Raw genomic sequence first — 12,878 nt, 5'->3', positions numbered from 1 at the left:
GTGCGGGGAGGGCCGGCCCTCCCCGCGTCTTCCTCAGGCCATCTTGCGCAGGTAGGTCCAAGTCGGAACCGTGCGCCCGCGCGCGATCGACCAGGCCTCGGCATCGCCAAGATATTCAAAGCCGCAATTCGTCAGCACACGGGCAGAGCCCGGATTATCCTGAAACGCCTCGGCAAACAGGGTGCGCGACCCATGCGGATTAGCCTCGACCAGCGCCGCAACGGCCTCGGATGCGAAACCCGCATTCCAGAACCCCGGCCCGATCCAATAGCCGATCTCCGATTGGTCCGGCGCGATCCGCTCGAGCGAGATCACCCCCAGCACCTCGGCCAGACCATGATCCGAGCCGTCCAGCGCCCAGACATCCTCGCTCCGCGCGGGAGACATGGCGCGCGCGACGAAATTCTCGGCCGCACCCGGGGGCAGCGGATGCGGTATCGCCCGCGTCCCCTCAGACACGCGCTTATCGCCCGCATACATGGAAATCAGCCCCGCATCGGATTTGCGCAGCGGGCGCAAAACAAACCGCCCCGCCTCGATCACCCGCTGTCCGGCGGTTTCTAAAATCTGTTCCTGGATCATGCGACCCTCCTCGAACGCACGCGAGACACGACGGTAAATCCAATCCCTTAATCGCGCCTTAAAGACAAACTTCGGCAGATTGATGACAAAAACCAACCCGCCTCTCGAAAACTTGAGCCTCGCCTCCCCCCGCCTCCTCCGGTTCAATCAACCACAGGGCTGAAACGAGAAGGGGGGACCGGCTGGCTGCCGATCCCCCCAAATTTACTTGGTCCGGTTTCGGCTTACTCGGCCGCCTCCGCAGTGGGAAGAACCGAAATAAAGGTGCGGCCCTTAAGGCCTTTGCGGAAGGTGACTTTGCCTTCGGTCACAGCGAAGATCGTGTGATCTTTGCCCATGCCGACGCCCTCACCCGGCCACCAGGTGGTGCCGCGCTGACGCACGATGATGTTGCCCGGAATGGCCGCTTGGCCACCGTAGAGCTTCACGCCGAGGCGACGACCAGCAGAGTCGCGACCGTTGCGGGATGAACCGCCTGCTTTTTTGTGTGCCATGGGGGATTACTCCTTCGCTGCAGCTGCTTTTTTGGCCGGAGCCTTTTTCGCCGGTGCGGCTTCTGCGCCATGAGCAGCGCGACGAGCCGAGGCGGTGCCCACAGCTTCTTTCACGCCCGACTTGTCAGCGCCCGAAGCGAGAACTTCGGTGACGCGCAGAAGCGTGAGTTGCTGACGGTGACCACGGGTCCGCTGCGACGAGTGCTTACGACGACGCTTATGGTAGGTGATAACCTTGTCGGCTTTGATATTGTCGATGACTTCAGCCACGACAGCAGCACCTTCGACGCGCGGAGCGCCGACGGTCAGCTTATCGCCACCAACCATCAGAATTTCGTTGAACTGGACTTTGTCGCCAGCTTCGGCAGCCAGAAGTTCCACGCGCAGCACGTCGCCGGCCTGGACCTTGTATTGCTTGCCACCAGTCTTGAGGACCGCAAACATGGGTCTTTCCTTCTTCGTTTTCCGCGCCCTTCGGCCCCAAATGGGTTACTGGGTTACCCCGCCCCGGACAGCGCGTCCCCTTTCGGGACGTAATGAACATAGCCCCGCGGAAAGAGACTCCTCCCGCAAGGTTCGCGGCTTATCGAGGATCGGCCCCGCAGAGTCAAGCAATTCTTGGGGCCATCGGCGCTATTGCGCACTGCCCCACCGCGCCAGCGCCTCGGCGGGCGTGATCCGGCGCAGCGCCGAGCCCGCGCCGATCCGCCCCGGCGTGCGCGACAGGCGCGGCGCGGGGGCGGGCTGGTTGACCCCTTCATGCACGATATAGGCGCCACGGTCTTTGTTTTGCGGATGCGCCCGCGCCTCGGCCAGAGTCAAAACCGGCGTCGCGCAGGCATCGCTTTGGGCAAAGACCGCCGCCCAGTCATCGCGCGAGCGCGACGCAAAACAGGCGGTGAAAATCTCGTGCAGCGCGGGCCAGTTGGCGCGGTTCTCACGGTCGGGCAGCGCCGCAGGGTCAAGCTCCAGCCCCTCAAGCAGCGCCTGATAGAACTGCGGCTCCAGCGCACCAACGGCCATATGCCCGCCGCAGGCACAGGCATAAACCGCGTAAAACGGCGCGCCCCCGTCCAGAAGGTTTGCGCGCCGCTTATCCTGCCAGACGCCTTGCTGCGCCATGCCGGTGATCATGCCCATCAGATGCGCGACACCATCGGTGATCGCCCCGTCGACGACCTGCCCCTGCCCCGTCGCACGCGCATGGAAAAGCGCCGCCAGCATCCCGAAGGCCAGATACATCCCGCCGCCGCCGAAATCGCCCAGCAGGTTCAGCGGGATCGCGGGCGACTCGGCCCCCATCGTGTGCAGCGCACCCGTCAGCGCGATATAGTTAATGTCGTGGCCCGCGCGTTGTGCCATCGGGCCAGTTTGCCCCCAGCCGGTCATCCGGCCATAAACCAGCGCCGGGTGATCGGTAAAATCATCAGGCCCAAGCCCCAGACGCTCCATCACGCCCGGGCGCATCCCCTCGATCAGCGCATCAGCCCGCGCAATCAGCGCACGCGCCGCCGCCTTGCCCTCGGGCGATTTCAGGTCCAGCTCGACGACATCGCGCCCGCGATCCAGAATGTCGTTGGCAATCCCCAGAACATGCGCGCCCGCGCCCCCCGAATTGGGCCGCGCGATGCGGATTACCTCGGCGCCCATATCGGCAAAGAGCATCGCGGTGAACGGCGTCGGCCCCAGCCCCGAAATCTCGACGATGCGCAGGCCGGTCAGCGGCCCCCGATTTGGCGTGGTCATGCGATCCTCCCTAAGCGTTCGCGCGCACGATAGGGGGCGCTTAACGCAGGGGAAATGCCTAGCCGTTCTGACGCAGCGTCACGGGGCGGCGCTTTAGCCTTCGGCCTTTTCCGCCAGCTCCAGCCACTCTTCCTCGGCCGCATCCAGGGCCGCCTGGCGCTCGCCCAGCATCTCGGTCGCTTTCTTGAACTTGACCGGCTCGCGCGAGAACAGATCGGGGTCGGCCAGCAATTCACCCAGCTTGGCAATCTCGGCCTCAAGCTTTTCGATAAGGGCGGGGAGCGCCTCAAGCCGGTGCTTTTCGGTGAAGGAGAGGCCATTTTTGGCGGGCTGCGCCTTGGCTTCCGGTTCCTTCACGGGCTTCGGCGCGGATTTTGCCGCCGCCTTCGGCGCCTCGTCCACGCTCAGCGCCCGTTGCGTCTGATAATCCGTCCAGCCACCCGCATAGACCGTCGCGCGCCCGTCGCCCTCCATCGCGATGGTGGTCGAGGCCACACGGTCGATGAAATCGCGGTCGTGGCTGACCAGAAGCACCGTCCCGTCGTATTCGCCCAGGATGTCTTGCAGCAGGTCCAGCGTCTCGACGTCCAGATCGTTGGTCGGTTCGTCAAGGATCAGCATATTCGACGGCTTGGCCATGATCTTGGCCAGCAACAGCCGCGCGCGTTCGCCCCCCGACAATGATCCAATCGGCGCGCGGGCCTGCTGTTCATCGAACAGGAAATCCTTGAGATAGGCGACGACATGCTTGGGCACGCCGCGCACCATCACCTGATCCGAGCGCCCCGAAACCCGCATCGACGGGTCATTCACCATCCCGTCCCACAGCGTCTGCTCCAGATCGAGCGTCGCACGCGCCTGATCGAAAACCGCGATCTCAAGATTGGTGCCAAGCTGGACCGTCCCCTGATCGGGTTCGACCTCACCCGTCAGCATCTTCAAAAGCGTCGTCTTGCCCACGCCATTGGGGCCGACAAAGGCCACGCGGTCGCCGCGCAACACGCGCAGATCAAAGCCCTTGACGATCTGCTTATCGCCAAAGCTTTTCTCCAGCCCCTTCACCTCGACCACGCGCTTGCCCGATTGCTGACCGGCCTCCAGCGCCATCGCCGCCGTGCCCTGCCGCCGGATCTGCGCCGCACGTTCCTCGCGCATCGCGTGAAGCGCGCGCAGACGGCCCTGATTGCGTTTGCGGCGGGCGGAAATGCCTTCGACCGCCCAACGCGCCTCGGCCTTGATCTTGCGGTCCAGCTTGTGGCGGGCCTCGTCTTCCTCGGCCCAGGTCTGTTCGCGCCAATCCTCGAACGCCTCGAAGCCGCGTTCCTGACGGCGCACCTGCCCGCGGTCGATCCAAAGCGTCGCCCGCGTCAGCGCCCGCAAAAACGCGCGGTCGTGAGAGATCAGCACAAAGGCCGCGCGGGTTTCCTTGAGCTGCGCCTCAAGCCAGCCGATCGCCTCGATATCAAGGTGGTTCGTCGGTTCGTCGAGCAGCATGAGTTCCGGCGCCTCGGCCAGAAGCTTGGCCAGCGCCGCGCGACGGCGTTCACCGCCCGAGGCCGCATCAATCGCCGTGTCGGGGTTGAACTTCAGCCCTTCGGCCACCATCGCGACCTTATAGGCCTCGCCCTCGTCCAGCCCGCTTGCGGCAAACTCGCCAAGCGTCGCAAAGCCCGACAGATCGGGTTCCTGCTCCATATAGCCCACGCGGACACCGGGCGGGATCACCCGATCGCCGTGGTCAGGCTCAACCAGCCCCGCCATCACCTTCATCAGCGTCGATTTACCAGACCCGTTGCGCCCGACCAGCGCCACGCGGTCGCCCTGCTGGACGACCAAATCCAGTCCGTCAAAAACAGGGTTGCCGCCGAAGGTCAGCGAGATGTCGGAAAGCTGAAGAAGAGGTGCGCGTGCCATGGCTCTTTGCTTGCGTTGCGGCCCGCCACGGTGAGCGCGGCCAAAGCCCCGCCCCCGTCAAAGGCCAGTCATAGACAGTAAGGCGGGGCCAGTGGCCCCTGCCCGTCAGCCCTTCGCGCGGATCTTCGCCATCAGCGGCAAAAGCGCGCCCATCTCGGGGCCATGCGCCATCCCCGTCACCGCCTTGCGCAGCGGCATGAACAGCCCCTTGCCCTTGCGCCCGGTCTTTTCCTTGACGGCCGTGGTCCACTCCGACCAGCTGGTCTCGGTATAGGGCGCGTCAGGCAGAAGCGTCAGCGCCTCGGCGATGAAATCGGCATCTTCAGCGTCGATCAGCGGGTCCGCGCCGTTCAGCACGAGGTCCGCCCATTGGCCAAGATCCGACAGCTTGTCGATGTTCTGCGAGGCAACGGCCCAGAACTGCTCAGCCTTGTCGGCGGGAATGCCAAGGGCCGCGATGTCGTCAGCCACCGTCGCATAGGGAAGCTGCTGGTTGCGTGCGCGGGTCAGCGGCACAAGGTCTTCGGGGTCAAACTTGGTTGGAGCCGCGCCGAATTGCGACAGGTCGAACCCGTCTGCAATCTCGTCAAGGCTCATGCGCAGCTCGACCGGCTGGGACGACCCAAGCCGCGCCATCATGCTCAGCAGCGCCTCGGGGGCAATGCCATGCGCGCGCAGATCACGCAGCGACAGCGTGCCCAGACGTTTCGACAGTTCTTCGCCCTGCGCGCCGGTCAGCAGCGAGTGGTGCGCGAAATTCGGCGCCTTACCCCCAAGTGCCTCGATAATCTGGATCTGGGTCGCCGTGTTGGTGACGTGGTCGCCGCCGCGCACGATATGGGTGATGCCCATCTGAATATCATCGACCGAAGAAGCAAAAGTATACAGCACCTGCCCGTCGGCACGGATCAGCACCGGGTCAGACACCGAGGCCGCGTCAATCGAAATATCGCCCAGAATCCCGTCGGTCCATTCGGTCCGCGTCTGGTTCAGCAGGAAGCGCCAATAGCCCTCGCGGCCCTCTTCGCGCATCCGTTCCTTGTCCAGATCGCTCAGCGACAGGGCCGCACGGTCATAGACCGGGGGCTTATGCATATTGAGCTGTTTCTTGCGTTTGAGGTCCAGCTCGGTCGGGCTTTCGAAACACTCATAAAGCTTGTCCGAACGGCGCAGGCTTTCGGCCGCCGCCTCATAGCGGTCAAGGCGCAGCGACTGGCGCTCTTCGCGGTCCCAGGTCAGGCCGAGCCATTCAAGGTCTTCCTTGATCGCGTCGACATATTCCTGCTTCGAGCGTTCCTGATCGGTGTCATCAAGACGCAGGATGAACGTCCCGCCGGTCTTGCGGGCGATCAGATAGTTGAACAAGGCCGTCCGGAGGTTTCCAACGTGGATATAGCCGGTGGGCGAAGGCGCGAAGCGGGTAACGGTCGTCATGGTGCTCTCCTGTTGTCGCCTGCTCTTTCATATACGCGCGGTTTTGTCCATATCGAGGAAGAGAGAGGAGGCCAGGCGATGCACAGCACAGATCATTTCGCCCCAACGCTGGCCGAGATCGAGGCTCTGGCCCTGGCAGCTCGCGAAGCCCTGCCCGGGCAATTCGCCGGCCCCGCCCGCGCGGTTGTCCTGCGGGTCGAGGACTTCGCGCCCGACGATCTTCTGATCGAGATGGGGATCGAGGACGCGTTCGATCTGACCGGCCTTTACGAGGGCATCCCGATGACCGAAAAATCCGTCTCCGATCCGGGTGGGCCTGACCTGATCTGGTTGTTCCGCCGCCCGATTCTGGATGAATGGGCCGCGAGGGGCGATGTCACGCTCGGGGATTTGGTTGCCCATGTCTATGTGCACGAGCTGGCGCATCATTTCGGTTGGTCGGATGATGACATCGCCATGATCGACCGCTGGTGGGAGTAGCCGCGGCCTTGCGATGACCTGTCTTTGACACAGATCGCTTTCGGACCAGGACGCGATGAGCGGATCGCCTGTTGCCCGCCGCACCCTCCGATCAGGCAGGCATGGTCTCGCACTGGCCGCCCCCGCGCCTCCAGGCTCAAACCCCTTTTCCTCGGCAGCAAAGGCTACCACGGCAGCGCAGATGGCAGAGACGATGCCCTGCGAAGGCATCGCCTCCCCGTAAAACGCAGAGCTTGCGGGGGCAAATCCGACCCGCCACACGAACGGGCGCAGCCGAAAACGGCTGCGCTCCTCATCTTTGCGCCAACCCTCAGGCTGCGTCCGAGATGTCCATCCGCACCAGTGTCTGGTTCAGCAGGATATAGGCGATCTCGCCAAAGGTGACCGGGCCGGTGAAATTGCCGGTGCGCTGCCCTTCAAGCTCGCCATAGAGGTAGTTGAGGATACAGTTGCACGAATACTCACCATCCCCCTTGTCGCCCGCACCCTGCGCGAAGGCTTCGGAATATGATCCCAGTGCTCGCGCAAGCTTGTATTCGACGCCCTCCACGACCGGTGCATAGAACTTCACCTCGCCCGCCTCGGCATCGACCGCCTGGATCGACACGTTGACCAGTGCGCCGGCATAATTCGCGACCAGCGGCAGGCGCGTGTCGATCTTGTTCTCTTCGATATACCGCGCGAGGTTCACCTCTTTGCCGTCCACTGTCACAGTGCCGGCCGAGAAGCCACCCTTCGGGAAGCTGAAGCTCAGCTCCTTCTGGTCGCCCTGCGCAAAGATATTCAGAATATCAAGGTCGACATGCGACCCTTCGGGCAGCGCGCAATGAAGCAAAACGGCGCCTTCCTCATGGCCGATCCCTGTCGCACCGTCGAAAACCTTGGGCGCGCGCGTCCCCAGATCGTCCAGATGAACCCCGGTAATCCAGCCGGCGAGGGGCTGATTGAACAACCCGTCATAGGTCTGCCCGTCGATCGCAAAATTCGAATGCGCCACCGAGAAAGCAGGGATCATGATCATCGTGAAGCCGTTGGGGGCATAGCCCTGCGCAATAGACGGCAGGTCCGCCACATCCACAAAGCGCGGCACCGCGCCCGAAGCCTCGGGGAACGTGGTGCAGAACACCTTGTCGCGCACCACCGCGCCGCCGGTATCGGTCACGAAATAGACGGTCGTACCGCCGATCCACTTGCCCTTGGGCAGTTGCGTCAAAAGATCCTCTGCGCCGGCAAGGACCATCACATCGCCGTTCTCGATTTTCGCCGTAACTTCGGCGACCGTCAGCATTTCATTTTTCATTTTGGTGTCCTTGGTTCAGAAGCGCGCCACATCGGCGACGGCAAAGGCATTTTTCCCCACAAAGTCGCGCAGCTCTCCGATTTTTGCCGCGAGGGTTGCGGGGGCGGACGCGACTTCGCGGCGCAATCGCGAAATCAGGATGCGCGTCGCCAGCGAGGTTGCGGAAAGATCGGACTCGCTGGTCAGAACGCGTGTCCAGCGGGGGTCGGTTGCGTCAGGAATCATTCGAATCTCCTCCATTGAGATAGACGACGCTTGCCCCCAAAGCCTTAAAATCCGGTTTCGAACCCTTGGATCGGAGGCCATTTCCTGCCAAGTTGGCGCTAACACGCCCGATAACCCCGAGACCCCGCGATGACACCGATCCTGACCGTCACCCTGAACCCGACCGTTGATCTGTCGATCAACGCGGATCATGTCGAGCCGGAGCGCAAGCTGCGTTGCTCGCGCCCCGAGACCGATCCGGGCGGCGGCGGGATCAATATCAGCCGCGCGATTCTTGAACTGGGCGGCCATTCCACCGCCTTTGTCGCGGTGGGTGAGACCACTGGCGATAAGGTGATGCGGCTGCTGGCCGAGGCGGGGATCGGGTTGGCACCCTTTCCGGCACCGGGCGAGACGCGCCAGTCGATCACCGTCACCGATACCTCGACCGGTGAGCAATACCGCTTTGTCATGCCCGGCCCCGACTGGGGGAGCGCCGATGTATCGCGTGCGCTTGGGCGGATTGCGCGCGCGGCCCCCGAAAACGGCATCGTGGTTCTTTCGGGCAGCCAGCCGCCCGGCGTGCCCGACGACTTTCCCACCCGCCTGACCGAACGCATCGCACGCACCAAGGCGCGGTTCTTTCTGGATACCTCGGGCAAGGCGCTTCATCACCTGCTGGATGCGTGCTGCAAACCGGCGGATGTGCTGCGGATGGATGATCTTGAGGCCGAGGGGCTGGCGGGGCGCAGCCTGCCGACCCGCAAGGACAGCGCCGATTTCGCGCAATCTCTGGTCACCCGCGGGATTGCGCGGGCGGTGATTGTGGCGCGTGGCGGCGACGGCAATGTGCTGGCAACCCCCGAGGGCCGTTGGGTCGCCGAGGCCGCGAAGGTCAAGGTCGTGTCCAAGGTCGGCGCGGGCGACAGCTTTGTCGCGGGGTTCACGCTGGCGCTTGCCCGCGGCAAACCCCTGCCCGAGGCGTTGCGCTATGGCGCGGCGGCGGCCTCATCCGCCGTCATGCATCCGGCAACCGATCTGTGCAAAGCCCGCGACATGCGCAAGCTTTTGCCGCTTTCGGGCGTGTCCGAGGTTTAACTCGGGTCGCGCCAGCGGTTGACCATCGGATAGCGCCGATCCAGCCAGAAGGCCCGCGTCGTCAGGCGCGGCCCCGGCGCGGACTGGAACCGCTTCCACTCCGAGATATACAGCAGATGCTCGACCCGCTTGACGGTCGCGCGGTCAAACCCTGCCGCGACGATCTCAGCGACGGACTGATCCTCTTCGACAAGACGCTCAAGGATCGCGTCCAGCACCTCGTAGGGCGGCAGCGAATCCTCGTCCTTCTGGTCTGGGCGCAGTTCGGCCGAGGGCGGCTTGTCAATGATCGACACAGGGATCACCGCCCCCGCAGGCGCCTGCATCCACGGGCGATGATTGGCGTTGCGCCAGCGGCAGGTTTCGAACACACGGGTCTTATACAGGTCCTTGATCGGGTTATAGCCGCCCGACATATCGCCGTAGATCGTGCAATAGCCGACCGCGACTTCGGATTTATTGCCCGTGGTCAGCAGCATCCCGCCAAACTTGTTCGAGATCGCCATCAGCAACAGCCCGCGCAGGCGCGACTGGACGTTTTCTTCGGTCACGTCGGGCCTGGTGCCCTCCATGATATGCGCAAGCGCGCCTTCGACCGCCTTGCGCGGCTCTTGGATCGACACGGTATCCAGAGGACAACCCAGCCGCCCCGCCAGATCGGCAGCATCATCCAGCGAGCTTTGCGAAGTGTATTCAGACGGCAGCATCACACAGCGCACATTTTCCGGCCCCAAAGCATCCGCCGCAATTGTTGCCACCAGCGCCGAGTCGATCCCGCCCGACAGCCCAAGCAGAACCTTTGAGAACCCCGATTTTGCAAGATAGTCATGCAGCCCCATGACCATCGCGCGGTAATCCTGCTCCCAGTCGGAGGGCTGCGCGTCCTTACGCCCCTCCAGCGCGACCCAGCCATCGGGGCCACGCTCAAAATCGATATGATCGACGATTTCCTCAAACGGCGCGAATTGCGCGGCCAGCACGCCGTGACGGTTCAGCACAAAGCTCGCGCCATCGAACAACTGGTCATCCTGCCCTCCGACCGCGTTCAGATAAACCGCAGGCAAGCCGGTCTCGACAACGCGGCTGACGATCACATTCATCCGCAGGTCCAGCTTGCCACGACGATAGGGCGAGCCATTCGGGATCAGCAAAATCTCGGCGCCGGTTTCGGCCAGCGTCTCGGCCACATCCTCGTGCCAGGCATCCTCACACACGGGCGAGCCGATCCGCAGCGGGCCAATGCGATACGGCCCCGATACCGGCCCCGAGTCGAACAGGCGCATCTCGTCAAACACGTCGTCATGCGGCAGATGGTGCTTGAGCAACCGCGCCACGACCTTGCCGTTCTGCAACACCCACCACGCGTTATAGCTGCCGGTGTCGTCCGTGTAGGGGGCACCGATCCCAAGCGCGGGACCATCCTTGATCCGCGCAGCCAGCGCCTCCATATGCGCCATCGCGTCGCGCACAAAGGCGGGCTTCAACACCAGATCCTGCGTCTGATAGCCGGTCAAGAACATCTCGGGCAGTGCCACCATATCAGCGCCCGCTTCGCGCCCCGCCTCCCATGCGGCAAAGGCCTTTTCGGCATTCGCAGCGAATGCCCCTACGGTCGGGTTCAACTGGGCAAGCGTCAGACGGAAACGGTCGGCCATCGGGTCTTTGTCCTGTGGGTCGGCAATATCGGCTTCCGGTTTAGCAGAACGCAGCGCACATGGAAGCGCCCGCAGGCGAAATTCGCCTCGCGCGGTTGTCAAAATCCTGCCACTGCCAAAGCTTGTCACTGCCCTGCACAGGAACTAGGCTTCGGGCAACAGGCCCGCGCGGCCGCACGAAGGACCAAGGAACGCCATGAAATCTCGTCACCTGCAAAGCCTTGCCCTGTCCCTCGCCCTGATCGGTGCAAGCACCGGCGCATGGGCGCAAGAGGTCATTACAAAGCAATATGACGATGGCGGGCTTTATGAGGGCGAGTTCCGAAACGGCAAGCAGCACGGGCACGGCAAATACACCCTGCCGTCGGGCTATCAATACGAAGGCGCATGGGCCGAGGGCTTGATTCAGGGCCAAGGCCAGGCGCGTTTCCCCAATGGATCGGTATATGTCGGTGGTTTCGTCGGCGGCAAACCCCACGGCACCGGCAAGATCACCTTTGCCGACGGCGGCACCTACGAGGGCGAGTGGCTTGCCGGCGACATCAGCGGCGAAGGCGTCGCGCAGTATGCCAATGGCTCGACCTATACCGGCCACTTTTCAAAGGCGCTCCATGACGGGCAAGGCACGCAGCAAAGCGCCAACGGCTATCGCTATGAAGGCGACTGGGTGAAGGGCGTCAAAGAGGGCAAGGGCAAGATAACCTACCCCGATGGCGCGATCTACGAGGGCCGGATGAAGGGCGGCCAGCGCGCGGGCGAAGGACGCCTCGTGATGGCGGATGGTCTCAGCTACGAAGGGATGTGGGTGGACGGCCAGATGAACGGCTACGGCAAGCTGACCCAACCCAACGGCGACATCTTTGAAGGTCAGATGCAAAACGGCAAACGCCACGGCCAGGGCAAAGTCACCTACGCCAATGGCGACACCTATGACGGCGGCTTCGTGATGGACAACCGCCAGGGCCAGGGCACCTTCACCGGCACCGACGGCTATGTCTATAGCGGCGACTGGTTCGAGGGCCGGATCGAGGGCGCAGGCCGCGTCAGCTATCCGGATGGATCGGTCTACGAGGGCCAGTTCCTCAACGACCTGCCCGAGGGAAAGGGCAAAATCACCTACCCCGACGGCTCGGATTACGACGGCGAATGGGTCGCAGGCGTGATTGAAGGCACGGGCACAGCGCATTACGCGAACGGCCTTGTCTATGAGGGCCAGTTCCTTGCCGCCCGCAATCATGGGCGTGGCAAGATGATCTATCCCGACGGCTACACCTATGACGGGGACTGGGCCGACGGCCAGCGCCACGGTCAGGGCATCGCCACCTATGCCGACGGCACCATCTACGAGGGCGACTTCGAGGCAGGCCAACGCGCGGGCAATGGTGTGCTGACAATGCCGGGCGGGTTCCGCTACGAGGGCGGCTGGCGCAACGGCGAGATCGACGGCAAAGGCGTTGCGACCTATGCCAATGGCGATGTCTACGAGGGCAACTTCGTGCAGGGCAAGCGGCAGGGCGAAGGCGTGATGCGCTATGCCTCGGGCAAGGTCGAAGCAGGCAAATGGAGCGACGACAAGCTGACCGAACCCGCCAAGGCTCCGTCGGAAACCACCGCCAACTAAGCCCGTGTCTCGGCCACTCGGCGGAAAATATCGCCTTTTGACGATTTTTGCGCGATTTTCGTGGGTTCTGGCCAACGAAATGTTCGAAAAGTGACATTTACGATCCGCAGACGCACGCCACGGACGCGCCCAGAACCTGTAGCGCAAACGCATAGCCTTGCCCTGCGACCCGATAAAAATTCAGGCTCGAGGCGGGCATTTTCTGCTTTTCATTCACAAAAACGCGCGGCATAGTCCGGCGCATGGCACAGAGTTTTGCATATGTCTCGACCTTGGCAGCGCATTCGCGCGGCCTCTCTGTGCGCGGTCTCCTTCTTCTTAGCTGCCTCTGAGCGTGCCCCCTCGGGCGC

General features: G+C 63.3%; 12 protein-coding genes. 3 read left to right on the top strand and 9 right to left on the bottom strand.

Annotation, left to right across the window (positions count from 1 at the left end; genetic code table 11):
* Positions 1-33: 33 nt before the first annotated feature.
* From RYZ20_RS00165 to gltX, 6 genes are all read right to left on the bottom strand, one after another.
* Entirely contained in the window at positions 34-582 is a 549-nt protein-coding gene (locus tag RYZ20_RS00165) for a GNAT family N-acetyltransferase (RefSeq protein ID WP_317669858.1), read from the bottom strand.
* Positions 583-806: 224 nt separating this feature from the next.
* A complete protein-coding gene (gene rpmA, locus RYZ20_RS00160) occupies positions 807-1,076 on the bottom strand; it encodes a 50S ribosomal protein L27 (protein ID WP_317669857.1) in 270 nt (89 codons plus the stop codon).
* A 6-nt stretch (positions 1,077-1,082) separates the two neighbouring features.
* Entirely contained in the window at positions 1,083-1,520 is a 438-nt protein-coding gene (gene rplU / locus RYZ20_RS00155) for a 50S ribosomal protein L21 (RefSeq protein ID WP_317669856.1), read from the bottom strand.
* A gap of 189 nt (positions 1,521-1,709) precedes the next feature.
* Complete coding sequence (locus RYZ20_RS00150) at positions 1,710-2,822, bottom strand: CaiB/BaiF CoA transferase family protein (RefSeq protein ID WP_317669855.1); 1,113 nt, start codon at positions 2,820-2,822, stop codon at positions 1,710-1,712.
* Positions 2,823-2,915: 93 nt separating this feature from the next.
* Positions 2,916-4,736, bottom strand: a complete 1,821-nt coding sequence (locus RYZ20_RS00145) for an ABC-F family ATP-binding cassette domain-containing protein (RefSeq protein ID WP_317669854.1) — start codon at positions 4,734-4,736, stop codon at positions 2,916-2,918.
* 105 nt (positions 4,737-4,841) lie between these two features.
* Complete coding sequence (gene gltX / locus RYZ20_RS00140) at positions 4,842-6,170, bottom strand: glutamate--tRNA ligase (RefSeq protein WP_317669853.1); 1,329 nt, start codon at positions 6,168-6,170, stop codon at positions 4,842-4,844.
* A gap of 78 nt (positions 6,171-6,248) precedes the next feature.
* On the opposite strand from gltX, the gene RYZ20_RS00135 reads away from it, so the two are divergent.
* Positions 6,249-6,650, top strand: a complete 402-nt coding sequence (locus RYZ20_RS00135) for a metallopeptidase family protein (protein WP_317669852.1) — start codon at positions 6,249-6,251, stop codon at positions 6,648-6,650.
* Positions 6,651-6,960: 310 nt separating this feature from the next.
* On the opposite strand, the gene RYZ20_RS00130 is transcribed toward RYZ20_RS00135, so the two are convergent.
* Together RYZ20_RS00130 and RYZ20_RS00125 are read right to left on the bottom strand one after the other, a co-directional pair.
* Positions 6,961-7,950 carry a DUF6976 family protein gene (locus RYZ20_RS00130; protein ID WP_317669851.1) on the bottom strand — a complete coding sequence of 330 codons (990 nt, stop codon included), beginning with the start codon at positions 7,948-7,950 and terminating at the stop codon, positions 6,961-6,963.
* Positions 7,951-7,965: 15 nt separating this feature from the next.
* Positions 7,966-8,175 (bottom strand): hypothetical protein, encoded by a 210-nt coding sequence (locus RYZ20_RS00125; protein ID WP_317669850.1) that lies wholly within the window; start codon positions 8,173-8,175, stop codon positions 7,966-7,968.
* 129 nt (positions 8,176-8,304) lie between these two features.
* Between RYZ20_RS00125 and RYZ20_RS00120 the strand changes: the two genes are divergently transcribed.
* Positions 8,305-9,252, top strand: coding sequence for a 1-phosphofructokinase family hexose kinase (locus RYZ20_RS00120; protein ID WP_317669849.1), 948 nt, complete (start codon positions 8,305-8,307; stop codon positions 9,250-9,252).
* On the opposite strand, the gene RYZ20_RS00115 is transcribed toward RYZ20_RS00120, so the two are convergent.
* The gene (locus tag RYZ20_RS00115; RefSeq protein ID WP_317669848.1) at positions 9,249-10,907 is read right to left on the bottom strand and encodes an NAD+ synthase; all 1,659 of its coding nucleotides are present in this window, start codon (positions 10,905-10,907) and stop codon (positions 9,249-9,251) included. The two genes, RYZ20_RS00120 and RYZ20_RS00115, sit on opposite strands and share 4 nt — an antisense overlap.
* Before the next feature lie 196 nt (positions 10,908-11,103).
* On the opposite strand from RYZ20_RS00115, the gene RYZ20_RS00110 reads away from it, so the two are divergent.
* On the top strand, positions 11,104-12,528 hold the full coding sequence (locus tag RYZ20_RS00110; protein ID WP_317669847.1) for an MORN repeat-containing protein: 1,425 nt from the start codon (positions 11,104-11,106) through the stop codon (positions 12,526-12,528).
* Positions 12,529-12,878: the final 350 nt, after the last annotated feature.

The sequence above is a fragment of the Pseudothioclava alba genome (assembly GCF_033100795.1).
In the GTDB taxonomy this organism is placed as follows: Bacteria; Pseudomonadota; Alphaproteobacteria; order Rhodobacterales; family Rhodobacteraceae; genus Pseudothioclava.
Note: the sequence above shows the minus strand (reverse complement) of the source record. Positions and strands in the feature narration are given on the sequence as shown.

Excerpts from the sequence above, each read along its gene's own strand:
- RYZ20_RS00165 (WP_317669858.1), bottom strand. The coding sequence starts at position 582 with ATGATCCAGGAACAGATTTTAGAAACCGCCGGACAGCGGGTGATCGAG.
- rpmA (WP_317669857.1), bottom strand. The coding sequence starts at position 1,076 with ATGGCACACAAAAAAGCAGGCGGTTCATCCCGCAACGGTCGCGACTCT.
- rplU (WP_317669856.1), bottom strand. The coding sequence starts at position 1,520 with ATGTTTGCGGTCCTCAAGACTGGTGGCAAGCAATACAAGGTCCAGGCC.
- RYZ20_RS00150 (WP_317669855.1), bottom strand. The coding sequence starts at position 2,822 with ATGACCACGCCAAATCGGGGGCCGCTGACCGGCCTGCGCATCGTCGAG.
- RYZ20_RS00145 (WP_317669854.1), bottom strand. The coding sequence starts at position 4,736 with ATGGCACGCGCACCTCTTCTTCAGCTTTCCGACATCTCGCTGACCTTC.
- gltX (WP_317669853.1), bottom strand. The coding sequence starts at position 6,170 with ATGACGACCGTTACCCGCTTCGCGCCTTCGCCCACCGGCTATATCCAC.
- RYZ20_RS00135 (WP_317669852.1), top strand. The coding sequence starts at position 6,249 with ATGCACAGCACAGATCATTTCGCCCCAACGCTGGCCGAGATCGAGGCT.
- RYZ20_RS00130 (WP_317669851.1), bottom strand. The coding sequence starts at position 7,950 with ATGAAAAATGAAATGCTGACGGTCGCCGAAGTTACGGCGAAAATCGAG.
- RYZ20_RS00125 (WP_317669850.1), bottom strand. The coding sequence starts at position 8,175 with ATGATTCCTGACGCAACCGACCCCCGCTGGACACGCGTTCTGACCAGC.
- RYZ20_RS00120 (WP_317669849.1), top strand. The coding sequence starts at position 8,305 with ATGACACCGATCCTGACCGTCACCCTGAACCCGACCGTTGATCTGTCG.
- RYZ20_RS00115 (WP_317669848.1), bottom strand. The coding sequence starts at position 10,907 with ATGGCCGACCGTTTCCGTCTGACGCTTGCCCAGTTGAACCCGACCGTA.
- RYZ20_RS00110 (WP_317669847.1), top strand. The coding sequence starts at position 11,104 with ATGAAATCTCGTCACCTGCAAAGCCTTGCCCTGTCCCTCGCCCTGATC.